Origin of the sequence: Aeromonas sp. 2MA4 (assembly GCF_029237305.1) — a bacterium.
GTDB lineage: Bacteria > Pseudomonadota > Gammaproteobacteria > Enterobacterales > Aeromonadaceae > Aeromonas > Aeromonas salmonicida.
In genome coordinates this window covers 1-23,759 of sequence record NZ_JAACFY010000028.1, presented here as the reverse complement: position 1 = coordinate 23,759, position 23,759 = coordinate 1, and the positions used below count along the sequence as shown (strand labels likewise).

Here is a 23,759-nt window from a genome sequence, read left to right as displayed (position 1 = left end):
CTTTCCATTGTGCGTCCCCGTCTGTCAGCCGCTTGGTATGCTGGGGAAGGCGGTGAATTCTGTCATCGTGCTGGTATCAAATAGTCAGCGGCAGCAATTCGGCGTAGTCACGGAATACATCGGGGAGGGCGGTGAATCCTGTCCCCGTATAGGTATCAAATAGTCAGCCGCAGCAGTTCGGCGTAGTCACGGAATACATCGGGGAGGGCGGTGAATTCTGCCCCCGTATAGGTATCAAGTAATCAGCGGCAGTCATTCTGCATAGTCACGGAATGCATCGGGGAAGGCGGTGAATCCTGTCTCCGTGCTGGTATCAAATAGTCAGCGGCAGCAGTTCGGCATAGTCACGGATCGCCGGGAAGGCGGTGATGTGCTGCTCGGGCTGGCAACGGTCCGGATTCTGGATGGCAAGCTGATAGCCGATGCCGTAGTCAGCGGCGGCGCGCAGGATCCGCTCGCTGTCATCCACGAACAGGGTGCGGGCCGGATCGAATGCCAGTCGAGCAGCCAGCGCCTGCCAGCAGTGCTGGCTCTCCTTCGACCAACCCAGCTCGTGGGTGCTCACCATCAGGTCCAGATGCCCGGCGAGCCCGAGTCGCGCATCCTTGACCAACAGGCTGGCGGGGTGGGCGTTGGTAAACAGCACCAGCTGCTTGCCAGCCGCCCGCAGCTCGGCAAGGAAGGGGATGACGTTGGGCCGCCACTGGATCTTCTCCAGGATCTCCTGCTTGAGGGCGCGAATATCCAGCCCCAGGGTCTGGCTCCAGTAATCCACACAGTACCAGTCGAGGGTGCCGTTGACGGCGTGATAGTGGGCATCGATCTGTGCTCTGGCTTGGTCCAGCGGCAGGTCGAGTCGCTCTGCGTAGCGTGTCGGCACCAGTTGTTGCCAGAGGTGGTTGTCAAAATGGAGATCGATCAGGGTGCCATCCATATCGAGCAGGACTGTGTCTATCTGGTGCCAGGGCAGCTGGGTCGGCATGGGGCCTCTTGGTGTCAATGTTCGGGAGGAAAACGGGGCTGCATTATAACGGATTTTTCCGTCCGTTTTCCCACCCTTGCCCCGTGGTGTTCGGTGTGGGAGTCGTTTACTCTTGAAGCACTATTTTTTAACGAGCAGCCAACGCCCGATGAGTGACCACCACAAGAGCAAGCCCGAGCATATCTGTGTCGAGACCCTGGATCTCGACAAGAACAAGCCGGAGATCCTCAAGGCCGAGATAGTGGCCGAGAGCCGGCTGTTCAAGGTGGAATCCCTGCACCTCAAATTCTCCAATGGCGAGGAGCGAGTCTATGAGCGGATGCGCGGTGGCAACCGGGGCGCCGTCATGGTGGTGCCCCTGTATGACGCCCACACCCTGCTGCTGGTGCGCGAGTATGCGGCTGGTACTCACAGCTATGAGCTGGGCTTTCCCAAGGGGCTGATAGACCCGGGTGAGAACGCCTTCGAGGCGGGCAACCGGGAGCTGATGGAGGAGGCCGGTTTTGGCGCCAACAGCCTGATCCCCCTCAAGCAGGTGTCACTGGCGCCGGGTTACTTCTCCAGCCGGATGGACATACTGCTGGCGAGGGATCTCTTCCCCGAGCAGCGAGTCGGCGATGAACCCGAGCCTCTGGAGGTGATCCCCTGGCCGCTCAACCGGATTGATGAATTGCTGGCGCGTTCCGACTTTACCGAGTCGCGCAGCATCAGTGCCCTGCTGCTGGCCCAGAAGTGGCTGGCGGAGCAGGAAAACTAGCCCGAACGTGGGCAAAGGCAATAAAAACAGAGGATAACAAGATGCAGGAGTTGTTGGCCTGGGTTCCAGGGGTCAAGGAGATCGCCCGCGAAGCGGGACGTATCCTTCACGAAATCTATCACGGCGGTCAGTTCGAGCGTCAGCTGAAGGAGGATGCGACCCCGGTCACCAGTGCCGATCTTGCTGCCGATGCCTACCTCAAACAGGCGCTGTCGGCGCTCATCCCCCATGTACCCGTGCTGACCGAAGAGGCGGCCGATGTGCCCTTCAGTCAGCGATCCAATTGGCGGCAGTACTGGCTGGTGGATCCCCTCGACGGCACCGGTGAGTTCATTGCCGGCAGCGGTGATTTCGCCACCCTGATCGCCTTGGTACGGGACAATGTGCCCGTGCTTGGTGTCATCTACGCCCCCGAGTCTGACGTGCTCTACTGGGCGGTGCGTGGTCACGGCGCCTTCAAGGAGGTGAACGGCGAGACCTTGCCCATCAGCGCCATGCATCACGAACATGACCAGCCAGACTCTCTGGTGGTGGCCATCAGCCGTCGCCAGAAGCTGGAGAACCTGACCCGTCGCCTCAATCCGGCCATCAACTACGAGCTGATACCGCTCGGTTCCAGCTCCCTCAAGTCCTGCCTGGTAGCGGAAGGGGCTGCCGATTGCTATGTGCGACTCGGCCCCACCGGCGAGTGGGATACCGCCGCTGCCCAGTGCATCGTCGAGGCGGCCGGTGGTCGTATCCTCAGCCTGGCGTTGCAACCGCTCAGCTACAACGAAACCGAGTCGCTGGAGAACCCGGACTTCATAGTGATGGGAGATCCGGATCTCGCCTGGGGCACTATCCTCGCTCACTGAGTTGGCTGACATTTCACTGCAAGACTCAATCAGGCGACCTCATGGTCGCCTGATTGTCTGGTGTGATCCGCTGCTTTTATCCGGCATGCATAGGAGTATCCACTGGCAAAGAACGTGAATGACAGTGGAACGTCATCATCGAGCGGGAAGATTTGGCATGGATTTTCAGGTAATCCTGCGAACGATCATTTGGTCAAAATAAAAAAGTGAGTATGAATGTAAATTTGGATTTATATATCGCATTTTTTCTTATTTGTAGTTTTACGCGATTATCCAATCCCGATTGAATTCCCTATCTCACTGGCTTGAGCGCGTTATGGTAGTGATATGTTTCAGTCCCTTATTTTGAGAATTAAATCCTGATAAACCACAATATGCTCAGATTAAAACACTGACAAAAAGTGGATTAGTAATGAGTTTATCTGTAGATGTCGTCAAGGAGCTGTCTGCTTCCCAGCCAGCCGCTACCAGCACTGCCCGTTGGCGCAGTCATGATACCCACTGGGTGATCAGCCTGTTTGGCACCGCCGTTGGCGCCGGCATACTCTTTCTGCCCATCAACCTGGGTCTGGGCGGTATCTGGCCCCTGGTCATAGTCGCCGTACTGGCTGGCCCCATGACCTTCCTGGCTCACCGCGGGCTGGCCCGCTTCGTGCTCTCCTCCTCCCGCCCCCACGCCGACTTCACCGAGGTGGCCGAGGAGCACTTCGGCAAGATGGCCGGTCGGCTCATCTCGGCGCTCTATTTCCTCTCCATCTTCCCGATACTGCTTATTTACGGCGTCGGGTTGACCAACACGGTCGAGAGCTTCATGGTCAACCAGCTCGGTATGGCGACCCCGAACCGGGTGATGCTCTCCGGCATGCTGGTGTTTGCCATGATCGCCGTGATGATGGCCGGGGAGAAGGCGATGCTGCGCGCCTTTGCCTTCATGGTCTATCCGCTGGCAGCCATTCTGGCGGCGCTTTCCTGCTATCTCATTCCCCAGTGGCAGTGGCCGGAAGTCACCGCCTTTGATGGCGGCAGCTTCCTTAATACCGTCTGGCTGGCACTGCCGGTGACAGTGTTTGCCTTCAGCCATGCCGCCGCCATCTCCGGCTTTGCCAACGTGCAGCGCCGGGAATATGGTGAGCAGGCCGAGGCCAAGAGCGGCCTGATCCTGCGCAACACCACCATAATGCTGGTGGGCTTCGTGCTCTTCTTCGTCTTCTCCTGCGTGCTGAGCCTCACTCCGGCCCAGCTTGCCGAAGCCAAGGCCCAGAACGTCTCAGTGCTCTCCTATCTTGCCAACATCACCGACAACCCTGTGATAGTGACGCTGGGGCCGCTCATCGCCTTTATCGCCATCAGCTCCTCCTTCCTCGGCCACTTCCTCGGTGCCCGCGAGAGCCTCAAGAGCCTGATCGCCAAGCCCACCGGCCTGTCGCTCGCGAAGGCGGACAGACTCGGCATCGCCCTGATGTTCTTTGCCATCTGGGGTGCAGCCGTCATCAACCCGGGTATCCTGGGTCTGATGGAGACCCTCTCCGGCCCCGTCATCGCCATGATCCTCTTCATCATGCCGGTGATAGCGGTCTACAAGGTGGAGGCGCTGGCCCGCTTCCGCCAGGGCTGGACCAACGGCTTCATCCTGCTGACCGGGTCGCTGGCGGTCTCGGCGCTGATCTTCAGCCTGTTGAAGTAACAGCGAGCTGCGGCAACAAAATGAGAGAGGCGACCCCGGGGTCGCCTCTCTTTTTTCATGGGGCCAAGGGCATCAGCCCAGCTTGGCGCCGTTCTCCACCGCCTGCTCAGGGATGGCCATCACAACCGCACCGTCAGCCCGGTAGAAACCGGTCAGCAGAAACTCCGACTGTATGGGGCCTATCTGTTTGGGGGGAAAGTTCACCACGGCGACTATCTGGCGGCCCACCAGATCCTCCGGCTGATAGAGATCCGTTATCTGGGCGCTGCTCTTGCGTACCCCGAGCTCGGGGCCGAAATCCGCCCACACCTTGTAGGCGGGCCGGCGTGCCTCGGGGAAGGGCTCGACCCGCACCAGGGTGCCCACTCTCAGCTCTATCATCTCGAACTGCTGCCAGCTTATGGTCTGCATCTTGGCTCCTCGTTTCATCCACCTTGCATTGGCCTCAGCATGCCTCGAAACGGCGCTGGCTGTCTTCGGTGACTGGCCGCCCTGTTACGGCAAAAGGCCGTTTTGCTGGCGCCAGAGGGAAGGGGTCAGCCCGCTCTCGGTCAGGAAGCGCTCGGCGAAGGCTCCCTGATTCTGGTAGCCGCAGCGACTGGCGATCTCGCCTATGGGCAGTTGGGTGTGGGAAAGCAGGGTGCGTGCCAGCGTCATGCGCCGTGCCCGTATGTAGTGGGAGACGCTCATCCCCAGCTGCTGGCGAAAGGTGTGCTTGAACTGACTCTGACCGAGGCAGGCGATGGCGGCGAGCTGCTCATTGCCAAGGGGCTCGGCGAGGTGGGCCTCGATATGGCGCTGCACCTTGAGGATACGGGCGGCAAGGCGAGGAGGAACAGAGGAGTGCATTTCTTGTCCTTGTGCCAGCAGGGAGAGCCACACCTGCTCCATCCCGGCGACCAGTCTCCCCTCGGCCACCATGCGGTGCAGGAAGGCGAGGTAGTGGCGCTGGGGCTCGTCCAGCGCGATAAAGGGGCGGGCCGCCAGATCGCCGGGGAGCCAGTCGCTCTCTTGCACCAGAAACGAGAGGGCCGGATCGGCGGCGTAGTCGTGCCGCTCGCCGGGGGCTATCACGCAGACAAAACCGGGGGCAAGGCGACGTCCCTGGCCCTGCACCTCGATCTCGAGGGGGCCGTCCAGGGGGATCACCAGCTGGGCGAAGTCGTGGCTGTGGCTGCTGATGTCGCTCTGGTAGTGGCGCAGGCTGAAGGGGGAGGCGGCAGATAGCAATGACGCGGCCTGGGGCCGCGTCATCTTCAAAGAGGGATTGCTGTTTGGCATAGGTCGCAGGTATTACTCTGCGTCGAAATCTTCGATCTCTTTGCCCAGCGCTTCCATGATGGCGCGCACCTCGGCGGGGACGCTGTCCGGATGATCCTTGCGCAGATCGTCGTCGCAGGGCAGCGGCTGACCGGTGAAAGCGTGCAGGAAGGCTTCACAGAGCAGCTCACTGTTGGTCGCATGACGCAGGTTGTTCACCTGGCGACGGGTGCGCTCATCGGTCAACACCTTCAACACCTTGAGCGGGATCGAGACAGTAATCTTCTTGACCTGTTCGCTCTTCTTGCCGTGTTCTGCGTAGGGGCTGACGTAGTCGCCGTTCCACTCTGTACCCATGATTCACCTGTTCTCATTTGGCCGTGAGCGCGGATTTTAACCCTTAAGGAAATTAATGGCAATCCAACAGCAAAGCCATTTAGACGTCCAGAAGTGTTGACGGCTTTTTTGCAGTGGCGTAGTGTGGTTCACCATGAGCCAGCAATGGCGGGGATGAGTGTGGCAGAGAAACCGCAGACACAGTCCCGAGACACATCAAGGAGAGCGGAAATGACCCACAAGGCTACCCTGCCGGTACGTTGCATCGGAAATCGAGCCGGATCAATCGCCCAGTCACAAAGCCAAGGAGAGCAGCATGAGTCATAAGGCCACCCTGGCGGTACGCACCGGGATTGAAACAGACACGCAGCACGGTGCCGTGGTGCCGCCCATCTACCTCTCCAGCAACTACACCTTTGCCGACTTTGGCGAGCCCCGTCAATACGATTATGCCCGCTCCGGCAATCCGACCCGCACCAATCTGGCGGACGCCCTGGCGGCGCTGGAAGGGGGCGCGGGCGCCGTGGTCACCGGCACCGGCATGGGGGCCGTCCATCTGGTCACCACCGCCCTGCTCAAGGCGGGGGATCTGCTGATCGCCCCTCACGACTGTTACGGCGGTACCTGGCGCCTGTTCGAGTATCTGGCTGCCAAGGGCCACTACCGGGTGCAGTTTGTCGATCAGGGTGACGAGGCCGCACTGGCAGAGGCGCTGACACAGAAGCCGGCGCTGGTGTGGGTGGAGACCCCTTCCAACCCCTTGCTGCGGGTAGTGGACATCACCGCCATCGCCGCCGCCTCCCATGAAGTGGGTGCCCAGGTGGTGGTGGACAACACCTTCCTCTCTCCGCTGCTGCAACAGCCGTTGTCGCTGGGTGCCGATGTTGTGGTGCACTCCACCACCAAGTACATCAATGGCCACTCCGACGTGGTGGGGGGCGTGGCCATTGCCAAGGATCCCGCGCAGGCTGAATCACTGGTGTGGTGGGCCAACTGTCTGGGACTCACCTCCGGTGCGTTCGACTCCTACCTTACCCTGCGCGGCCTGCGCACCCTGGCTCCCAGATTGCGCGCCCATCAGGAGAACACGGACCGCATTCTCGCCTTCCTGCAGCAACAGCCGCTGGTCAAAAAAATCTATCATCCCAGCCTGCAGAGCCATCCAGGCCATGATATTGCGCGCCGTCAACAGTCCGGCTTCGGCGCCATGCTAAGTTTTGAACTCGATTGCAGCGAGGCGGGATTACGCACCTTCCTCGCGGCCCTCACCCTCTTCTCGGTAGCCGAGTCTCTCGGCGGGGTGGAGAGTCTGGTGGCCCATCCGGCCAGCATGACCCACAGGGCCATGACACCGGCGGCGCAGCAGGCGGCGGGCATCAGCGCCCAGCTGCTGCGTCTGTCGGTGGGTATTGAACACGGTGAAGATCTGGTGGCCGATCTGGCTCAGGCTTTTGAACAGGCGCAGCTGGCAGAACAGGTGGCGAAGTAATGGAACAGCAGCAAGGAGATATAGCGGTGGCAACACAAGCAGGGTTGAAGCGGCGGCAGGTACACAAATTCGGTGGCAGCAGTCTGGCGGATCCGGTCTGCTATCGCCGGGTCGCCGCTATCGTCGAACAGCAGGTTGGCGGGGATGAGCTCGTCGTGGTCTCCGCCGCCGGCAAGACCACCAACCGCTTGATCCAGCTGGTGGAGCTGGCCGATGCGGGGGATGAGGCGGCCGGTGAAGCCATCTCTGCGCTGCAAGCCTATCAGCAGAGCCTGATCGATGGCCTGCTGGAGGGAGAGCTGCAGCTCGATCTCAGCCAGCAGCTGGCCGACGACATGCAGCTGATCGCCAAGACCCTGGAGGGGCAGTTTGACCGCTTCGCCCGCAACGGCCTGCTCGCCTTTGGCGAAGTGTGGTCGGCGCGCCTGCTGGCCGCCCTGCTCACCAGCCGGGGTGAGAAGGCCATCTGGCTTGATGCCCGCAGCTTCCTGCGTGCCGAGGATGGTGCCCTGGTCAAGGTGGATACAGCCCTTTCCAGTGAACTGCTCAAGGCCCGTCTGGCCGAACATGCCGGTCGCATCGTGGTGACCGGTTTCATCGCCGCCGACATGGAGGGGCGCTCCCTGCTGCTCGGGCGCAACGGCTCCGACTACAGCGCCAGCCTCTTGGCAGCCCTGGCTGATGGCGAATCCACCACCATCTGGAGCGACGTGGCCGGTGTCTACAGCGCCGATCCGCGCCGGGTGAAGGAGGCGCGCCTGCTGGAGCGTCTCAGTCTGGCAGAAGCAAACGAGCTGGCTCGCCTCGGTTCGTCCGTGCTGCATTCGCGCACTCTGCAACCGGTGGCGGACAGTCGCCAGCGCCTCACCCTGCGCTGCAGCTACAACCCGGATGAGGGCTGCACCCACATACTGCGCCGGGCGCCGCGCTCCGGTGGTGCCCGCATCGTTTCTTCGGTGGATCAGATCGCTCTCATCGAGCTGAAAGTGTTGCCGCAGACCCACTATGAGCAGACGGTAGCGGCCATCGAATCCCATCTGGCCCGTCATCGCCTCAATCCGCTCACCCTGCAGCGACAGCCTGATCGGCGGGTGCTGCGTCTGGCCTATACCCTGGAAGTGGCGGAAGGGGCCTTCGAGATACTGCGTGACTTCCAGCTGCAGGGCAGCTTCACCGGTCTCATCCAGAAAGAGGGGTTCAGTCTGGTGGCCCTGGTGGGCGCCGGTGTCACCGACAACGCAGAGCAGTGTCACCGCTTCTATCAGTTGCTGGCGGATCAGCCGCTGGAGTTCGTGCAGGTGGCCAGAGATGGCCTGAGCCTGGTGGCCGTAGTGCGTCAGGTGGTGCTGGAGCCCCTGCTCATCGCCTTGCACAGCGCCCTGTTCAGCCGTCCTACCCGGGTCGGGCTGGTGGTATTTGGCAAGGGCAACATAGGCGGCCACTGGCTCACCCTCTATGCCCGCGAGAAGGCGCGGCTCGAACACGAGCTCAATCTGGCGTTGACCCTGTACGGGGTGTTCAGCTCCGAAGGGGGGCTGCTGGACGAAGAGGGGCTGGATCCCCTCAAGGTGCAGGACAAATTCAACCCCAAACCGCTGATCTGGCCCGAACTGCTGACCCAGCTGGAGCAGCACAGTTTCGATACGCTGATTGCCCTGGACTTGACCGCCAGCGAGACGGTGAGTCGTTACTACCCAGACTTCGCCCAGCTCGGTATTCACATCATCGCCGCCAACAAGTTTGCCGGTGCCGCCGAGAGCGAGTTCTACCAGCGCATCAAGCAGACCTGCCGCGATCATCAGGTGCAGTGGCGCTACAACGCCACAGTGGGCGCCGGGCTGCCGATCCAGTCCAGCATCCAGATGCTGCGCCAGAGCGGCGACCGCATTCAGGGGGTCTCGGGTATTTTCTCCGGCACCCTCTCCTGGCTGTTCCAGCAGTATGACGGCACGCGCCCCTTCTCCGAGCTGGTGGACGAGGCGTGGCAGCACGGTCTGACCGAGCCGGACCCCCGTGAGGATCTCTCCGGCCAGGATGTGCGCCGCAAGCTGCTGATCCTGGCGCGGGAGGCGGGCTTCGAGCTGGATTCCGCGGATATCGAACTGGAAAACCTGGTGCCGGTGACACTGCGCAAGGTGAGCACGGATCAGTTCATGGACAGGCTCAAGGATCTGGATGACCCGATCCAGACCGCATTTGAGGGCGCGCGTCGGGTTGGCAAGGTGCTGCGCTACGTCGCCCGCTTCGAGCACGATGGCAAGGCCAGGGTCGGGCTGGAGGCGCTGGAGCCTCACCACCCGTTTGCCAATTTGCTGCCTTGTGACAACGTGTTCGCCATCGAGAGTGACAGCTATCGTACCAACCCGCTGGTGATACAGGGGCCGGGGGCAGGGCGTGAAGTAACGGCCGCCGCTATCCAGTATGACCTGTGGCAGATCTGCGCCAGCCTCTGAGAAGATCGCTGAGGCGGGAAGAGTGACGGCCGCAGCCATACACAGCACGTTCTGTGGCAGGTCTGCGTCCGTCTCTGGGAAGATCTCTGCGGCGGGGAAAGTGGCGCTCGGATCTGGTGCTGTCACCGCAAATAAACAGGGGGCGCCCGGTTGGCGCCCTCTTGCTATGGCTCGCCCGGCCCGAACCGACTGTGGACCGGATCGTAGAAGTAAGCCTGGTAGTTGAAGCCTATCCCCTTGATGAAGGGGTTCTCAAGCCGAAACAGGCGACGTGTATCGAGGTGGGCGAAGGTGAGGGAAGGTTTGAATGTGTTGAGCCAGAGGGTTTGCAACGAACCGTCTTGCCAGGCGGCTTTCAGCCCGGCCTCTACTCTCTGTATGGCCTCCCGATTGGCATTGTGGGCGAAGAAGACCCGGGGCAGGGGATAGTAGAGGGCTATGCTCTCATCCATGACCAGGTCCGTGATCTCCTTGTGGTTCAGTTTTTCCTGCGGCAACTCGCTGATCCCGCGACAGAAGAGATCGAAGCGACCGCGCGCCACCATCTTGAACAGCAGCTCATAGCCTTCTACTTCCTGCACCTTGAACCCTGCCTGCCTCAGGATGTGTACATCGAGCCAGCCCTTGCCTTGGCCGAGAGTCAACTTCTTCAGCTGATCCAGGGTGGTGACGCTGGCGACGGCTGCCTGCTGTTGGGGGCTGACGAAGCAGATGCGGTAGCTGACGATCCCGAGATGGATGGGGAAACGAACATAGTCGACCCCCGTCATGTCACGGTCTGAGCGGTAGCTGTCCATGGCAAACAGGTTGGGATAGTGGTTGAAGCGCAGGCTGATCCACATCCTGGCCAATGTCATGGGGGGGGCGGCTCGCAATTGAAAGTCACCATGGCTGGCGCGAGTCTTCTCCAGCGCCAGTCGCAGCAGTTCACGGTCATAGGTGACTCTGGGATCCCGTTCACTCTCCGGGCTCATGTGGGTGAACAGAGTCGGTGTGGCAGCCTGCGCTGACAGGGTCAGCAAGAGGAGAAGCAGAGAGAACCAGATCATCACGACCTCCTGTCGAAAAATAGACTCTTCTGAATATAGTGGCTGCGGCCGTGTTACTGCGTCTGTGTCACCTGGTGTCAGGGCTCGCCGTTTCTCGTGCCTCCTGAGCCAAAGGTGCCCCTGAGCGGATCGTAGGTGTAGTCGCGGTAGTCAATCTCCAGCTCCCGGAGTTGCGGATTTTCCAACCGGAACAGCCGTCGTTTATCCAGTCTGGCAAAGTCGAGGGCTGGCTTGAAGGTCTTGAGCCAGAGGGTCTGCAAGGAGCCATCTTGCCAGGCCAGTAACAGTCCTGTCTGGATGCGTTTGAGGGCGTGCTTGTTCCCCTTGTGGGTATAGAAGAGGTGGATGAAGGGATAGTGGAGGGCTATGTGTTGATCGACAGTGAGGCGGGTGAGATCCCTGTGGGTTTCCAGCTCGGTAAGCAGCTCGTTGGCCCCCCGGCAGAACAGGTCGATCCGGCCCCGCTCTACCAGCTTGAACAGGCGCTCGTAGTTGTCGACCTCCTGCACTCGCATGCCTGCATGACGCAAAATGGTGACATCCTGCCAGCCTCGCCCCTGGCCATGGAGGAAGCTTTTCAACTCATCAAGGCGGGTCAGTCTGGCTAGTGCCTGTTGACGCTGGGGACTGACAAAACAGATCCGATAACTCAGTATGCCGAGGTCTACCGGGAAGGGAACATAGTCGAGAGACTCGGCTTCACTGGCCGGACGCTGGCTATCCACCGCAAAAAAGTTGGGATAGCTTCCCTGCTGTATGGCTAGCCGCAGCCGTACCCGATTCATGGGCGGCGCGGCCTGCAGTTCATACTCGCCGTAGCTGTCACGGGTTTTATCCAGCGTCAGCTGCAGCAGGTCACGGTAATAAGATGCCCGCTTGTCCTGTTCGCTCTCCGGGCTGGCATGCGTAAAAATCTCGACCGCCAGCAGGGGCTGGGTCAGCAGCAGGTTGCCAAGCAGCAACCAGAACGGGAACAGGCCATAACGGATCATGCGATGTTTCCAGACACACACTTGTTTGAGTGTAGTGTGCCCAGCCTGTTTGCCCGTGCTACCAGAACATCCGGCCGAGCAGGGGGGCGAGCAGCACCGTCACCATGCCCGCTATCATCATCACCATGCTGGAGACGACGCCCTCCTCGTTACCCATCTGGTACGCCTTGGCGGTGCCGGCGCCATGGGCCGAGGCGCCGAAACCGGCCCCCTTGCCGAGGCGGCTGCGAATGGCGAGCAGGGTGAGCACGCTCTCCCCCACCGCCATGCCGATCACCCCGGTCAGCACCACAAACAGGGCGGTGAGATCTGTCTGGCCGCCGATGGCGCGGGTCGCTTCCACCGCGAACGGTGTGGTGATGGAGCGCATCGCCAGGCTGCGCTGCAACATGTCGGAGAGGTGCAACCAGCGCGCCAGCAGCACTGTGCTGCCCACGGCCATGATGACGGAGGCGACGACCCCGACCGAGAGGGAGAGCCAGTGCCGGTGGATCAGCTTGCGGTTCTCATAGACGGGCACGGCGAAGGCGACGGTGGCCGGTCCCAGCAACCAGAGCAGCCAGTGGGATTGAGCCATGTAGTCCTGATAGGGGATGTGAAACAGCAGCACCACGGCCACCAGCAGGGTGGGCGCCAGCAGCAGCGGCATCAGGGGCAGTATGCGCTTGCGACCATAGAGCCATTTGCTGGCGTAGTAGAACAGCAGGGTGAGGGCGAAGCAGAGCAGGCCGAGCAGGGTATCAGACATGGCGGCGACTCCGGCGGGCGAGCTTCAGTTCGAGGCGATAGACCCTGTCCACCACCAGGGCCGTGGTGCCCAGCACCAGGGTGGTGCTGATCAGCAAGACCAGCATGATGCGCCACCCCTCCTGCAACAGCAGATCCTGATAGTTGACCACGGCCACCACGGCCGGCACGAAGAACAGCAGCATCTCGGCCAGCAGCCAGCGGGCACCGGCGTTGAACCACTGGGTCTTGACCACGCCTAGCAGGATCAGGACCAGCAGCGCCAGCATGCCGGTGAGGTTGGCGGGCAACGGCAGGTGGAAGGTACGTACCGCCGCATCGGCCAGCAGCCAGATGGCGGCCAGCAGGGCGATTTGAAAGGGCGTCTGGAACCAGCGAATGCAGAGGGCTTTCATGATGGGTGTCTTTCTGTGAACTGGCTCACAGTATAGAGACGGGTTAAACCTGCAAAAAATGAATTTAAATTATCAAATTCATGCCAAAGAGGCATGATCGAGATTCCAGCCAGCATAGAGAGCACCATGGATATTCGAGCCCTGCGTTACTTTGTGGAACTGGTGCGGGAGCAAAGTTTCACCCGAGCCTCCGAGAAGCTGTTCGTTACCCAGCCCACCATCAGCAAGATGATCCGCAATATCGAGGAGGAGCTGGGCCAACCCTTGCTCAACCGCGAGGGGCGCCGCTTCACCCTGACCGACAGCGGCCAGGTGCTGTTCAATCGGGCCCAGACCATACTGGCCGAGATGCAGCAGCTGGAGGCCGAGCTTGCGGATCTGCAGAGCCTGCAATTTGGCCGGTTGGCTCTCGGCATACCGCCCATGGTGGGTCACGTCTATGCGGATCTCATTCGTACCTATCGCAGCCGCTACCCCAAGGTGGAGCTCTCCATCGTCGAGTATGGCGGTCGGCGCATCGAGCAGGCTGTACTGGCGGGGGAGCTGGATCTCGCCATCACCATGCTGCCAACCCGGGAGGGGGGGGCCCTGAGCGCGCTGGAGCTGGATCAGTATCCCATTCAGGTCGTGCTGCCTGACTTGCCGCGCTGGCGCGCGTGCCTCGAGATCCGGCTGGAGGATTTGCGCGATGAACCCTTCCTGCTTTACACCCAGGCCTTCACCCTGAGCGAGCGGCTGGAGCAGGCGTGCCAGCAGGCGGGCTTCGTGCCCCAGGTGGCGGCTCGCAGCAGCCAGTGGGACTTTCTCACCGCCATGGTGCGCAGCGGCATGGGGGTCGCCTTCCTGCCCGAGCCCATCTGTCGGCGGCTGACACCGGACGGGCTGGTGCTGCGGCCACTTTTGCCTGAACTCAGCTGGCGGCTCGGGGTGATCTGGCCGAGCGATCGCTATCTCTCCCGCACCGCCGAAGCCTGGCTCGCGCTCTGCCGCGAGCAGGGCTGAAACCGTGCTCAGTCTTTGCCGAAGCGATCCGTCATGGGGTTGTAGAAGTAGGGGAGATAGTCGAAGTTGATCCCCTCGAGGAAGGGGTTTTCCAGTCGCAGCATGCGCCGCTGCTTGAGCCCGGCAAAGGCGATGGCGGGGCCGAAGCTGTGGCGCCACAGCGCCTGCAGGGAGCCGTCCTGCCATGCCCGGTGCAGGCCGACCTCTACCCGTTTCAGGGCATCACCATTTGCCATGTTGGTGTAAAAGAGCCGAGGTAGCGGGTAGTAGAGCAGCAGATGGTCGTCTACCAGCAGGTCCGCAACGTCCTTGTGGGTAAGCTGTTCGCTGCGCAATTCGCTCGCGCCGCGGCACAAGAGATCGAAACGGCCACGAGCCACCATTTTGAATAGCATCTCGTAACTCACCACCTCCACGACCTTGAGACCGGCATGGCGCAGTATCTCCACATCCAGCCAGCCTTTGCCCTGGCCAAAGGTGAAACGGCGCAACCCGTCCAGATCGGTTACCCCAGCCATGGCAGCCTGCTGCTTGGGGCTGACGAAGCAGATGCGGTAACTGACGATGCCCAGATGAATGGGAAAGCGGACATAGGCCAGCCCCTTCCCATTGCGCCTGCTGCTGTAACTGTCCATGACGAACAGGTTGGTAAAGCTGTTGAATTGCAGGCTGAGGCGCGCTCTGTCCTTGGTCATGATGGGGGCGGGCACCAGCTCATAGTCACCAAACATGTCGCGGGTTTTGTCGAGCGCCAGCCGTAGCAGCTCTCTGTCATAGGTCATGCGGGGATCCCGTTCGCTCTCCGGGCTGATGTAGGTGAAACGGGTGGCTGCCATCAGAATGGAAGGGAGGAAAAGGCAGAGGGTCAGAAACAGGAGTCTATACATCTCGGCTAGGCTCAACGACTATCTTGCATCCAGTATAGTTCGCTGTTTTCGGGTCTTGCCCGGTCGCAGGCCACGCATCTGCTCGGCGAAGAGTGCGTTCACACCGCCGTCAGGACGACTTCATCAAGTTTCCCAACTGGCGACATAGCTGGCGCAGTGTCTGGTTGTCGAGGGCGCCAAAGCCGAGCAGCCAGCCCTCCAGATTTGGCTCGCCGAGGTAGAACTGTCCGAGTGGACGCAGACCTATGCCCCGGGCATTGGCGGGGTTGGTCCAGCGGGTCTCGCCGCCAGTGGGCAACAGCACGGCGCATTGCAGCCCGGCGCCGCTGTGAACCGGGGTGAGCTGGGGGCAGTGACTGGCCAGCTCGGCCAGCAGCAGGTCGCGCCGACTCTGGTAGATGAGCCGGCTCTGTCGCAGGTGGGTAGCGAAGTGACCGGCACGGATGAAATCTGCGGTGACCGCCTGCTGCAACTGGTTGCTGTGGCCATCAAAGGCCGCCCTGGCCTGGCAGAAGGCACTCATCAGTGGCCTTGGCAGCACCAGATAGGCGAGTCGCAACGAACCGAACAGCACCTTGCTGAAGGTCCCCACATAGATGACTCGCCCCTGGTTATCCAGCCCCTGCAAGGCGGGCAGCGGGCGCTGATCGTACTGATATTCCCCATCGTAATCGTCCTCCAGGATCCAGGCGCCGTGTCGCTCGGCTTCCCTCAGCAACGCCATTCGGCGGGCGAGGCTCATGGGCACGCCCAGGGGGTACTGGTGGGCCGGTGTGGTGTAGATGAGGCGCGGCGCCGGGTGTTGCCCCAGCGGGTTGAGCCCCTCCCCATCCACTGGTACGGGGTGGACCCTGGCACCGGCGCTCTCCATGGCGGTACGGGCCCCGGGGTAGCCGGGATCCTCTACCCAGACGGTATCACCGGCATCGATGAGCAGCTGGGTCGCCAGCAGTATCCCCTGCTGGGAACTGGTGAGGATCAGGATTTGATCCGGTTCGCACACCACGCCGCGGGACTGCACCAGATAACTGCTGATGGCGGCCCGCAGCTCAGGCAAGCCTTGCGGATCGCCATAGTTCATCCAGCGTTCACCCTGCTGGCGCCACTGCTGCTGCATCAGCCGACCCCAGAGCGCATGAGGGAAGAGGCGGGAGTCAGGCTGACTGGACGCAAACGAGGTGCCGACGTGTGGTGTGTCATGACAGGCGCCGCCTGCGGCCATCTCCTGACCACGGCGGGAGAGTCCGGCCGCCGACTGGGGCGGACGTGGCGCCGGGCATACCGCTGCCAGGGCTACAAAGCTGCCGGCCCCCACCTTGCGCACCAGATAACCTTCCGCCTCCAGCCGACCATAAGCCAGCTCTACCGTGCTGCGGGAGACCCCCAGATCCCCTGCCAGCATACGGCTGGCGGGCAGCCGGCTGTGCTGGGGCAGATGGCCGGCCAGGATGGCACCGCGCAGGGTGCGCACCAGCTGCTCGTGCAGCGGCAGCTCGCTGGCTTGCTGAGTGGCAAACAGGGTTGGCAGGGCGGGCATGGCTATCTCCGGCGCTTGGCATAATTGGTCTGCCCATATTGGCAAAATTGGTCGGCGTGGCAAGTCCATTATCCCGTTACATTGGTGCGCAAGGAACATGATCAACCATATTGGCAACGAAAGGAGTCTGCATGTCGGAATACAGCGCCATCATCAGCTGGGAGCGAGGTGCCAGCGAGCGCTTCCTCGATCAGCGCTACAGTCGGGCCCATCAATGGGAATTCGACGGCGGCGTCAGGGTGGCCGCTTCTTCATCCCCTCAGGTCGTGCCCTTGCCCTGGTCGGTGGCCGAGCACGTCGATCCGGAGGAGGCCTTTGTGGCCGCCCTCTCCAGCTGCCACATGCTGACCTTTCTCTGGCTGGTGGCCAAGCAAGGCTATCTGGTGGACCGCTATCGGGATCAGGCGATTGGCGTCATGGAGGAGGATGAACGGGGGCGTCAGTCGATTACCCGGGTGACCCTGCGCCCGCAGGTTTTGTTTGGCGGCGCACGCCAGCCGACCCTGGCCGAGCTGGAGCAACTGCACCACCAGGCCCACGAGGAGTGCTTCATCGCCAACTCGGTCAGGACCACAGTGACCACCCAAATCGTACTGTGGCCACGGGAGGCTTCCCTATGAGCCATGTATTGGGCTCCGACCTCATCAGCCTGGTCAACACCATCGCCACCACCCGGATCCGGGTTTAGCCACAAGGAGCTTCACCATGAGTCATGTATTGAGTACGGGTCTTGCCAGCCCGATGGACGCCAGCGCCTTTTTCGAGGCCCAGCTGAGATTTCGCACCGACTCGGCGGACCTGGCTGCTGATCTGCTGGAAAAAGAAGAGCGCATCGTCGTCATCGACACTCGATCCGCGCAGCATTACCGGCTGGGGCATATTCCAGGGGCCGTCTCTTTCCCCCATGGCTCCATGAATCCGACGACAACGGCCACCCTTGCGCAGGACAAGGTTTATGTCTGCTACTGCGATGGCATAGGCTGCAACGGCTCGACTCAAGGGGCCTACAAACTGGCGGCGCTGGGCTTTCAGGTCAAGGAGCTGATAGGTGGTCTGCACTGGTGGCGTCAGGACGGCTTTGCCGTCGCCCTCGGTGAGGATGCGGGCGTTTTACTGGAAGGGGGAATGACCTGTGGCTGCTGATCATCATCTGAACGAGTTCGACCAAGCGGTTGGCGTCCCCTTGCCCGACTGGCGCGGGGCCGAGTTTCCTCCCCATCAGCCACTGTCAGGCTGGGGCTGCCGGCTGGAGCCGCTTGATCCCGAGCGCCACGGACCCGCTCTCTGGCAGGCGTTCGGCACCGACAGCGGGGCCATGTGGACCTATCTCACCAGTGGCCCCTTCGCCGATGAGGCGGCCATGCAGGCTTGGCTGCAACAGTGCATCGCCAAGGCGGATCCTCAGTTCTACGCCATAGTGGACGCAAAAACGGACGCCGACAGCGGCAAGGCACTGGGGCTGGCCAGCTACCTGCGCATCGATCCCCAGGCGGGCAGCATTGAGGTGGGCTGGCTGCACTTCTCGCCGGCCCTGCAACAGTCGCGGCTGGCGACGGCGGCCATGGCGCTGATGATGGCCAACGCCTTTGCCCTCGGCTACCGGCGCTACGAGTGGAAGTGCAATGCCCTCAACAAGCCCTCCTGGCGGGCGGCGCTGCGGCTCGGTTTCAGTTATGAGGGGACATTTCGCCAGAACAGGGTAGACAAGGGACGCAGTCGGGATACCGCCTGGTTCTCGGTGATCGACAGCGAGTGGCCCGCCCTGCAGGCGTGTTTCGCGCGCTGGTTGGCAGAGGAGAACTTCGATGAGGCTGGCAGGCAGCGGCTGCGGTTATCCGATCTGACCACCGCCTGTCATGGGAAAGCCGGGTGATATGCAGAGGCTCAGGGTTGGTCTGGGCCTCTCTTTTTGACTAGTCCCCCTGGTGTTCACCAATCGGGGCCGCAATCCATTTCATCAGCGTCAGCATGTCCTGTGGCGCCACCCCGACCGAGAGGCCGCGTTTGCCGCCGCTCACCAGGATTTCGTCAAACGCCATGGCGGAGTCATCGAGTACGGTTGGCAGCAGCTTCTTCTGGGCCAGCGGGCTGATGCCCCCCACCTTGTAACCGGTCAGCTTCTCGGCCTCCGCCGGTTTCATCATCTCCACCTTTTTCAAACCCGTGGCCTTGGCCAACTGTTTGAGACTGCACATGCCGGATGAAGGCACTATGGCCACCACTGCCTGCTTGTCATGATGGGCAATCAGGGTCTTGAACACCTGGGCTTCCGGCAGGCCGAGCCGGGTCGCGGCGTGCTTGCCGAAATCGTCGTGAGCATCGCACTCATAGGGGTAGAGCTTGTGGGGTATCTTGAGCTTTTTCAGCAGGTTGATGGCAGGAGTCATGGTGGTTGCCTTGAGTCAAAACAAGGCCAAACAGTCTGCTCTCGCGAGTCGATGGATGCAAGTCACCGCTGGCCTGTTCTGATGAGTGCCGAGGTTTCGTCAGAAGGGCTAAGGTGTTGGGCTTGACGCCCACTGAGATCCGGTTTCCCGTGCGCAATGGGCACAAGATAGCGTCATAAAAAAGGGGAACCGCAGTTCCCCTCATCATGAGTTGCCAATAACAGCGTTATCGCAGCAGCAGAACGGATGCCTGCGTGGTTTTCACTATGCCAGTGGTGGTACTGCCCACGATGAATTGCCTGATCCGTGAATGACCGTAAGCCCCCATGACGATAAGGTGGATCCCCATCTCGGTGGCATACTGACAAATCCCGGAGACAACCTCTCCCTGAAGCAGTTTGGCTTCGACCCTGATGCCGCCACTCTTCAATACCTGTTTGGCCTGCGCCAGCTGACGCTCGTGCTCGTCACTCGGCTCGGCGACCATCACCAGGTCACATTCAAGTCCTTTGAGCAGGGGGCTGCTTGCGATCAACTCCAGCACCTTTTTGGCGGTCGGGCTGGCGTCATAGGCAAACAGGAAGCGGTCTGGTGCCTCAAATCCCGGCTGCACCACCATGATGGGATTGGCCAGGGTGCGGATGATGTTCTCGATATTGCTGCCAATCAGGTCGTGATCATGGGAGTGGGTCGTCCCTCTCTTGCCCATGATCATCATGCGCATCCCGGGTGACAGCGCCTGGGCAGCCTCCACCAGTTGCCCGTGGCGTTGCAGGGTATCGACCTCTGTCATCCCCAAGCCAGTCAGGTACGCCTGGCCGCTCTTGAGCAGCATGCGTCCCTGTTCATGGGCGAGGCGGCTGCGTTGATGATCCAGCTCGGCGAGCTCCTTGAGCAGATGCTCACGGCTGCCCAGGCCAATGTTGCCGGAGAGATCGGCCTGCCCTTCAAACTCGTTCTTTTCCAGCACATGCAGCAGGGTGACAGGCAATTCGGTCGTGGCGCTGGCCCATGCCGCTGCGTCGCACACCGCCGTCATGGCATTGGAGCCATCGATACAGGCAAAAATTCGTGTCATGGTAAATCCCTTCTTGTTATCAGTGGCCAGCCAGCAGCTTTTCAACTTCTTCGGGTTTGTCGTGCACACCGAAGCGGTCGACTATGGTGGCGCTCGCTTCGTTCAGGCCTATGAGTTCCACGTCGGTTCCTTCACGACGGAACTTGATGACCACCTTGTCCAGCGCAGTGACGGAGGTGATGTCCCAGAAATGGGCATGGGTCAGATCTATCACCACCTTGTCCAGCACTTCCTTGAAATCGAAACCGGCAAAGAATTGTTCGGCACTGGCGAAGAAAACCTGGCCCCGCACCTGATAGGTGCGCACCTCGCCACTGCGCTCACTGTCGCTCTTGACCAGCATGAAGCGAGCAACCTTGTTGGCGAAGAACAGGGACGCCAGCAGCACACCGACAAATACCCCGAGTGCCAGGTTATGGGTAGCCACGACCACGGCTACTGTCGCGACCATCACTATATTGGTGGAGAGGGGGTGTTTTTTCAGATTGCGAACCGACTCCCAAGAGAAGGTACCGATAGAGACCATGATCATCACGGCCACCAGTGCCGCCATGGGGATCTGGCGGATCCACTCATCCATGAACACCACCATCAGGATCAGCAGGGTGCCTGCGAAAAATGTAGAGAGACGGCCACGGCCGCCGGATTTGATGTTGATGATCGACTGGCCAATCATGGCGCACCCCGCCATGCCGCCCATCAGACCCGCGCCTATGTTGGCTATCCCCTGGCCCTTGCACTCGCGATTGCGATCGCTCTGGGTATCGGTCAGTTCATCGACAATGGCCGCCGTCATCATGGATTCGAGCAGACCAACGACTGCCAGCGCCGCAGAATAGGGGAATATGATGGCCAGCGTCTCGAAATTGAGGGGGACTTCTGGCCACAGGAAGATGGGCAGGGTATCCGGCAGCTCGCCCATATCGCCCACGGTGCGGATATCGATACCCATTGTGATGGCAATCGCCGTCAGGATGACGATGCAGAGCAGCGGGGAGGGAACCAGCTTGCCCACCACGGGAATGAGTGGAAACAGATAGATGATGCCAAGCCCGGCTGCCGTCATGGCATAGACCTGCCAGGTGACGTTGGTCAGCTCCGGCAACTGGGCCATGAAGATGAGGATCGCCAGCGCATTGACGAAGCCGGTGACCACGGAGCGGGAGACAAACCGCATCAGGCTGCCCAGCTTCAGGTAACCCGCCGCTATCTGGAAGAGGCCGGTCAGCAAGGTGGCGGCCAGCAGATATTGCAGACCATGATCTTTGACCAGGGTCACCATCAGCAGCGCCATGGCACCGGTGGCGGCGGAGATCATGCCCGGGCGGCCACCGACGAAGGCGATGACGACAGCAATACAGAAGGAGGCATAAAGCCCGACCTTGGGATCAACGCCGGCGATGATGGAGAAGGCAATGGCCTCCGGGATCAGCGCCAGCGCCACCACTGTACCGGCCAGCAGGTCGCCACGGATGTTGGAGAACCACTCTTGTCTTGCACGTTCTAGCATTCGGGATTTTCTCGCTTGTTATGTGTCCATAGCCGCACACATCCACCAACCTGAAGTCAGATGGAGTGAGAGCATGAACAGATAGTTTTGTTGGTATTCAACGGGTAAACAAAAGCACTCCGGTTGTGATAACCAGAGTCTGGCGGCAGCAGCCGCTAAGGAGGGGGTTAAGGCGGCGTTACAGTCACGCCAGAGCATAAATTAATCATGGAGGCGGCATGTTAACAGCCATTGCATCCACAGGAAAGTGTGGTTGGCATCACGATAGCACTGTGTGTTTGTTGTGATAGCGGTGCCGATCACGTTGAGCCTGGCTGGCTGTATTGATTTCAACCAGTTGATATATAGTCGAAAACTGTTTTATTGGCCCGTCGTCGTATGATGGCGGCAGATATTTCAATCACCCTGATCTATGCCTGCCGTGACTCAGGCTTTCCTCCCGTTTTCCCGCCCATTGGCGCAATGATGAGCTCTGAACGAATGACATCAGGCTGCCAGTATGTCTGTGCTGAGACTGCTGCGGTTGCGGGGGATGGCGGCAGGATCGCATAATGAGCCTCTTCAACGAGCTAGGGAGCCGGGATGAAACTGGACGCAGAGATCGAGCACCTCGCCACCGAACTGGGTAAGGCCCTCGGCCAGCGAGGCTGGTTGGCGGCTACCGCCGAATCCTGTACCGGCGGCGGCGTAGCAACGGCCATCACCGACATTGCCGGCAGCTCTGGCTGGTTCGATCGCGGCTTCGTCACCTACACCAACCAGGCCAAGCAGCAGATGCTGGGGGTGAGTGACGAGAGTCTGCAGCAGCACGGCGCCGTAAGCGAGGCTGTGGTGCTGGAGATGGCCCGTGGCGCCCTGGCACACTCCTCGGCCGCCATCAGCGTGGCCATCAGTGGTATCGCAGGCCCGGGTGGTGCAACCGAAGACAAACCTGTCGGTACCGTCTGGTTTGCCTGGGCGGAACAGGGTGGCCGCCATCACTCCCTGCTGGCCCGTTTCGACGGTGACCGGCGTCAGGTACGCCAGCAGGCGGTCAGACAGGCCTTGTCCGGACTCTTGGCCCTGCTCAGATAAATTGGGCTTGATACTGTATGAATAGACAGTATACTTAGCCCAACTTCACTTATTACTCACGATTTCCAGCGGAGATTGGCATGGATCAGAACAAACAGAAGGCACTGGCGGCTGCGCTGGGTCAGATTGAAAAGCAGTTCGGCAAAGGCTCCATCATGCGTCTGGGCGACAGCAAGACCATGGATATCGAAGCCATCTCTACCGGTTCCCTCTCCCTGGACGTGGCGCTGGGTATCGGCGGTCTGCCGTGCGGCCGTATCGTCGAGATCTATGGCCCGGAATCTTCCGGTAAAACCACCCTCACCCTGCAGGTGATTGCGGAAGCCCAGAAGAAAGGCAAGGTCTGTGCCTTTATCGATGCGGAGCACGCCCTCGACCCCATCTATGCAGCCAAACTGGGCGTCAACGTCGATGACCTGCTGATCTCCCAGCCGGACACCGGTGAGCAGGCGCTGGAAATCTGCGACATGCTGGTACGTTCCAACGCCGTTGACGTCATCATCGTCGACTCGGTGGCCGCTCTGACGCCGAAAGCAGAAATCGAAGGCGAGATGGGGGATTCCCACGTCGGCCTGCAGGCTCGTCTGATGTCCCAGGCGCTGCGCAAGCTGACCGCCAACATCAAGAACGCCAACTGCCTCTGTATCTTCATCAACCAAATCCGGATGAAGATTGGTGTCATGTTCGGCAGCCCGGAAACCACTACCGGTGGTAACGCGCTCAAGTTCTACGCCTCAGTACGTCTGGACATCCGTCGCATCGGCGCCATCAAGGAAGGTGACGAAGTGGTCGGTAACGAGACCCGCGTCAAGGTGGTCAAGAACAAGGTTGCGCCTCCCTTCAAGCAGGCTGAATTCCAGATTTTCTATGGTGTCGGTATCTCCAAGGAAGGTGAGCTGGTGGATCTCGGCGTCAAGCACAAGCTGATCGACAAGGCCGGTGCCTGGTACAGCTACAACGGCGAGAAGATAGGTCAGGGCAAGGCCAACGTGATGAAGCTGTTCACCGAGAACAAGGTGATGGCGGCAGAGGTGGAAGCCAGACTGCGTGAGTTGCTGCTCTCCGGTGATGCGCCGGCCGAGACGCCGGTCGTGGCGGATGCCGACGAGCTCGAAGCCGAAAGCGAACAAGAGTTCGAATAAGAGTGAGGCCGGGCTAACTGTGTAAACCCACCAGGTTGTTCACAGATTGAAGACGACTGATGGGGGGCTTATAGCCCAGACTTGCATGAGGACGATGCCAGTTGTACTCATGCAGCCACGGTTGCAAGTGTTCTGCCCGTTGCG

25 protein-coding genes are annotated in these 23,759 nt (G+C 60.8%); 11 read left to right on the top strand and 14 right to left on the bottom strand.

Features of this window, described 5'->3' with window-relative positions:
* Positions 1–313 precede the first annotated feature (313 nt).
* Entirely contained in the window at positions 314–982 is a 669-nt protein-coding gene (gene yrfG, locus GWQ31_RS20645; protein ID WP_275910167.1) for a GMP/IMP nucleotidase, read from the bottom strand.
* Positions 983–1,130: 148 nt separating this feature from the next.
* On the opposite strand from yrfG, the gene nudE reads away from it, so the two are divergent.
* The 3 genes from nudE to GWQ31_RS20630 all read left to right on the top strand — a co-directional run bounded on the left by nudE (position 1,131) and on the right by GWQ31_RS20630 (position 4,277).
* A complete protein-coding gene (nudE, locus tag GWQ31_RS20640; RefSeq protein WP_058394900.1) occupies positions 1,131–1,739 on the top strand; it encodes an ADP compounds hydrolase NudE in 609 nt (202 codons plus the stop codon).
* A 41-nt stretch (positions 1,740–1,780) separates the two neighbouring features.
* Entirely contained in the window at positions 1,781–2,593 is an 813-nt protein-coding gene (gene cysQ, locus GWQ31_RS20635; RefSeq protein ID WP_275910166.1) for a 3'(2'),5'-bisphosphate nucleotidase CysQ, read from the top strand.
* 412 nt (positions 2,594–3,005) lie between these two features.
* On the top strand, positions 3,006–4,277 hold the full coding sequence (locus GWQ31_RS20630; RefSeq protein WP_219597889.1) for an aromatic amino acid transport family protein: 1,272 nt from the start codon (positions 3,006–3,008) through the stop codon (positions 4,275–4,277).
* A gap of 72 nt (positions 4,278–4,349) precedes the next feature.
* Here the strand turns inward: GWQ31_RS20630 and GWQ31_RS20625 are convergent, their stop codons facing one another.
* From GWQ31_RS20625 to metJ, 3 genes are all read right to left on the bottom strand, one after another.
* Positions 4,350–4,688 (bottom strand): tRNA-binding protein, encoded by a 339-nt coding sequence (locus GWQ31_RS20625; RefSeq protein ID WP_005315814.1) that lies wholly within the window; start codon positions 4,686–4,688, stop codon positions 4,350–4,352.
* A gap of 84 nt (positions 4,689–4,772) precedes the next feature.
* Positions 4,773–5,531, bottom strand: a complete 759-nt coding sequence (locus GWQ31_RS20620) for an AraC family transcriptional regulator (protein ID WP_275910179.1) — start codon at positions 5,529–5,531, stop codon at positions 4,773–4,775.
* 39 nt (positions 5,532–5,570) lie between these two features.
* Positions 5,571–5,894, bottom strand: a complete 324-nt coding sequence (metJ, locus tag GWQ31_RS20615; protein ID WP_005315809.1) for a met regulon transcriptional regulator MetJ — start codon at positions 5,892–5,894, stop codon at positions 5,571–5,573.
* Positions 5,895–6,189: 295 nt separating this feature from the next.
* Between metJ and metB the strand changes: the two genes are divergently transcribed.
* Both metB and GWQ31_RS20605 read left to right on the top strand, forming a co-directional pair.
* Positions 6,190–7,362 carry a cystathionine gamma-synthase gene (gene metB / locus GWQ31_RS20610; RefSeq protein WP_265461988.1) on the top strand — a complete coding sequence of 391 codons (1,173 nt, stop codon included), beginning with the start codon at positions 6,190–6,192 and terminating at the stop codon, positions 7,360–7,362.
* Positions 7,362–9,815: a bifunctional aspartate kinase/homoserine dehydrogenase II gene (locus tag GWQ31_RS20605; RefSeq protein WP_265461987.1), complete on the top strand. Its 2,454-nt coding sequence runs from the start codon at positions 7,362–7,364 to the stop codon at positions 9,813–9,815. Before metB ends, GWQ31_RS20605 begins: the two co-directional genes overlap by 1 nt.
* Before the next feature lie 164 nt (positions 9,816–9,979).
* Here the strand turns inward: GWQ31_RS20605 and GWQ31_RS20600 are convergent, their stop codons facing one another.
* From GWQ31_RS20600 to GWQ31_RS20585, 4 genes are all read right to left on the bottom strand, one after another.
* Positions 9,980–10,864 (bottom strand): hypothetical protein, encoded by an 885-nt coding sequence (locus tag GWQ31_RS20600; protein ID WP_275910165.1) that lies wholly within the window; start codon positions 10,862–10,864, stop codon positions 9,980–9,982.
* Between the two features lie 77 nt (positions 10,865–10,941).
* A complete protein-coding gene (locus GWQ31_RS20595; RefSeq protein ID WP_275910164.1) occupies positions 10,942–11,856 on the bottom strand; it encodes a hypothetical protein in 915 nt (304 codons plus the stop codon).
* A 58-nt stretch (positions 11,857–11,914) separates the two neighbouring features.
* Positions 11,915–12,604, bottom strand: coding sequence for an LrgB family protein (locus GWQ31_RS20590; RefSeq protein WP_265431280.1), 690 nt, complete (start codon positions 12,602–12,604; stop codon positions 11,915–11,917).
* Positions 12,597–12,998 carry a CidA/LrgA family protein gene (locus GWQ31_RS20585; protein ID WP_275910163.1) on the bottom strand — a complete coding sequence of 134 codons (402 nt, stop codon included), beginning with the start codon at positions 12,996–12,998 and terminating at the stop codon, positions 12,597–12,599. The genes GWQ31_RS20590 and GWQ31_RS20585 overlap by 8 nt, the downstream gene beginning before the upstream one ends.
* Before the next feature lie 126 nt (positions 12,999–13,124).
* Here GWQ31_RS20585 and GWQ31_RS20580 point away from each other — a divergent pair, with 126 nt between their 5' ends.
* The gene (locus tag GWQ31_RS20580) at positions 13,125–14,000 is read left to right on the top strand and encodes a LysR family transcriptional regulator (RefSeq protein WP_275910178.1); all 876 of its coding nucleotides are present in this window, start codon (positions 13,125–13,127) and stop codon (positions 13,998–14,000) included.
* An 8-nt stretch (positions 14,001–14,008) separates the two neighbouring features.
* On the opposite strand, the gene GWQ31_RS20575 is transcribed toward GWQ31_RS20580, so the two are convergent.
* On the bottom strand, positions 14,009–14,887 hold the full coding sequence (locus tag GWQ31_RS20575; protein ID WP_275910162.1) for a hypothetical protein: 879 nt from the start codon (positions 14,885–14,887) through the stop codon (positions 14,009–14,011).
* Between the two features lie 109 nt (positions 14,888–14,996).
* On the bottom strand, positions 14,997–16,424 hold the full coding sequence (locus GWQ31_RS20570; protein ID WP_275910161.1) for a PLP-dependent aminotransferase family protein: 1,428 nt from the start codon (positions 16,422–16,424) through the stop codon (positions 14,997–14,999).
* A gap of 131 nt (positions 16,425–16,555) precedes the next feature.
* On the opposite strand from GWQ31_RS20570, the gene GWQ31_RS20565 reads away from it, so the two are divergent.
* The 3 genes from GWQ31_RS20565 (at position 16,556) to GWQ31_RS20555 (ending at position 18,297) form a co-directional block, all read left to right on the top strand.
* Positions 16,556–17,044, top strand: a complete 489-nt coding sequence (locus GWQ31_RS20565; RefSeq protein WP_265420656.1) for an OsmC family protein — start codon at positions 16,556–16,558, stop codon at positions 17,042–17,044.
* Positions 17,045–17,129: 85 nt separating this feature from the next.
* On the top strand, positions 17,130–17,567 hold the full coding sequence (locus tag GWQ31_RS20560; RefSeq protein WP_265461982.1) for a rhodanese-like domain-containing protein: 438 nt from the start codon (positions 17,130–17,132) through the stop codon (positions 17,565–17,567).
* Complete coding sequence (locus tag GWQ31_RS20555) at positions 17,557–18,297, top strand: GNAT family protein (RefSeq protein WP_265461981.1); 741 nt, start codon at positions 17,557–17,559, stop codon at positions 18,295–18,297. Before GWQ31_RS20560 ends, GWQ31_RS20555 begins: the two co-directional genes overlap by 11 nt.
* Before the next feature lie 40 nt (positions 18,298–18,337).
* Here the strand turns inward: GWQ31_RS20555 and ybaK are convergent, their stop codons facing one another.
* The 3 genes from ybaK to GWQ31_RS20540 all read right to left on the bottom strand — a co-directional run bounded on the left by ybaK (position 18,338) and on the right by GWQ31_RS20540 (position 21,399).
* Positions 18,338–18,811, bottom strand: coding sequence for a Cys-tRNA(Pro) deacylase (gene ybaK / locus GWQ31_RS20550; RefSeq protein ID WP_059168794.1), 474 nt, complete (start codon positions 18,809–18,811; stop codon positions 18,338–18,340).
* A gap of 226 nt (positions 18,812–19,037) precedes the next feature.
* The gene (locus tag GWQ31_RS20545; RefSeq protein ID WP_275910160.1) at positions 19,038–19,889 is read right to left on the bottom strand and encodes a universal stress protein; all 852 of its coding nucleotides are present in this window, start codon (positions 19,887–19,889) and stop codon (positions 19,038–19,040) included.
* Positions 19,890–19,908: 19 nt separating this feature from the next.
* Positions 19,909–21,399: a SulP family inorganic anion transporter gene (locus GWQ31_RS20540; protein WP_275910159.1), complete on the bottom strand. Its 1,491-nt coding sequence runs from the start codon at positions 21,397–21,399 to the stop codon at positions 19,909–19,911.
* A 582-nt stretch (positions 21,400–21,981) separates the two neighbouring features.
* On the opposite strand from GWQ31_RS20540, the gene pncC reads away from it, so the two are divergent.
* Positions 21,982–22,473 (top strand): nicotinamide-nucleotide amidase, encoded by a 492-nt coding sequence (gene pncC / locus GWQ31_RS20535; RefSeq protein ID WP_058395350.1) that lies wholly within the window; start codon positions 21,982–21,984, stop codon positions 22,471–22,473.
* Positions 22,474–22,553: 80 nt separating this feature from the next.
* Positions 22,554–23,615, top strand: a complete 1,062-nt coding sequence (gene recA, locus GWQ31_RS20530; protein ID WP_265420651.1) for a recombinase RecA — start codon at positions 22,554–22,556, stop codon at positions 23,613–23,615.
* 13 nt (positions 23,616–23,628) lie between these two features.
* Here recA and GWQ31_RS20525 read toward each other — a convergent pair.
* On the bottom strand, positions 23,629–23,759 hold a 131-nt coding region (locus GWQ31_RS20525), incomplete at its 5' end, for an integrase core domain-containing protein (RefSeq protein WP_265463189.1).

What these genes read in the sequence shown, in the direction of transcription:
- metB (WP_265461988.1), top strand. Translation starts at nt 6,190, where the DNA reads ATGAGTCATAAGGCCACCCTGGCGGTACGCACCGGGATTGAAACAGAC.
- GWQ31_RS20570 (WP_275910161.1), bottom strand. Translation starts at nt 16,424, where the DNA reads ATGCCCGCCCTGCCAACCCTGTTTGCCACTCAGCAAGCCAGCGAGCTG.
- recA (WP_265420651.1), top strand. Translation starts at nt 22,554, where the DNA reads ATGGATCAGAACAAACAGAAGGCACTGGCGGCTGCGCTGGGTCAGATT.
- GWQ31_RS20580 (WP_275910178.1), top strand. Translation starts at nt 13,125, where the DNA reads ATGGATATTCGAGCCCTGCGTTACTTTGTGGAACTGGTGCGGGAGCAA.
- GWQ31_RS20560 (WP_265461982.1), top strand. Translation starts at nt 17,130, where the DNA reads ATGAGTCATGTATTGAGTACGGGTCTTGCCAGCCCGATGGACGCCAGC.
- nudE (WP_058394900.1), top strand. Translation starts at nt 1,131, where the DNA reads ATGAGTGACCACCACAAGAGCAAGCCCGAGCATATCTGTGTCGAGACC.
- GWQ31_RS20630 (WP_219597889.1), top strand. Translation starts at nt 3,006, where the DNA reads ATGAGTTTATCTGTAGATGTCGTCAAGGAGCTGTCTGCTTCCCAGCCA.
- GWQ31_RS20625 (WP_005315814.1), bottom strand. Translation starts at nt 4,688, where the DNA reads ATGCAGACCATAAGCTGGCAGCAGTTCGAGATGATAGAGCTGAGAGTG.
- ybaK (WP_059168794.1), bottom strand. Translation starts at nt 18,811, where the DNA reads ATGACTCCTGCCATCAACCTGCTGAAAAAGCTCAAGATACCCCACAAG.
- GWQ31_RS20620 (WP_275910179.1), bottom strand. Translation starts at nt 5,531, where the DNA reads ATGACGCGGCCCCAGGCCGCGTCATTGCTATCTGCCGCCTCCCCCTTC.
- GWQ31_RS20595 (WP_275910164.1), bottom strand. Translation starts at nt 11,856, where the DNA reads ATGATCCGTTATGGCCTGTTCCCGTTCTGGTTGCTGCTTGGCAACCTG.
- GWQ31_RS20540 (WP_275910159.1), bottom strand. Translation starts at nt 21,399, where the DNA reads ATGCTAGAACGTGCAAGACAAGAGTGGTTCTCCAACATCCGTGGCGAC.
- GWQ31_RS20565 (WP_265420656.1), top strand. Translation starts at nt 16,556, where the DNA reads ATGTCGGAATACAGCGCCATCATCAGCTGGGAGCGAGGTGCCAGCGAG.
- cysQ (WP_275910166.1), top strand. Translation starts at nt 1,781, where the DNA reads ATGCAGGAGTTGTTGGCCTGGGTTCCAGGGGTCAAGGAGATCGCCCGC.
- metJ (WP_005315809.1), bottom strand. Translation starts at nt 5,894, where the DNA reads ATGGGTACAGAGTGGAACGGCGACTACGTCAGCCCCTACGCAGAACAC.
- GWQ31_RS20590 (WP_265431280.1), bottom strand. Translation starts at nt 12,604, where the DNA reads ATGTCTGATACCCTGCTCGGCCTGCTCTGCTTCGCCCTCACCCTGCTG.
- GWQ31_RS20605 (WP_265461987.1), top strand. Translation starts at nt 7,362, where the DNA reads ATGGAACAGCAGCAAGGAGATATAGCGGTGGCAACACAAGCAGGGTTG.
- yrfG (WP_275910167.1), bottom strand. Translation starts at nt 982, where the DNA reads ATGCCGACCCAGCTGCCCTGGCACCAGATAGACACAGTCCTGCTCGAT.
- GWQ31_RS20600 (WP_275910165.1), bottom strand. Translation starts at nt 10,864, where the DNA reads ATGATCTGGTTCTCTCTGCTTCTCCTCTTGCTGACCCTGTCAGCGCAG.
- GWQ31_RS20575 (WP_275910162.1), bottom strand. Translation starts at nt 14,887, where the DNA reads ATGTATAGACTCCTGTTTCTGACCCTCTGCCTTTTCCTCCCTTCCATT.
- GWQ31_RS20585 (WP_275910163.1), bottom strand. Translation starts at nt 12,998, where the DNA reads ATGAAAGCCCTCTGCATTCGCTGGTTCCAGACGCCCTTTCAAATCGCC.
- pncC (WP_058395350.1), top strand. Translation starts at nt 21,982, where the DNA reads ATGAAACTGGACGCAGAGATCGAGCACCTCGCCACCGAACTGGGTAAG.
- GWQ31_RS20545 (WP_275910160.1), bottom strand. Translation starts at nt 19,889, where the DNA reads ATGACACGAATTTTTGCCTGTATCGATGGCTCCAATGCCATGACGGCG.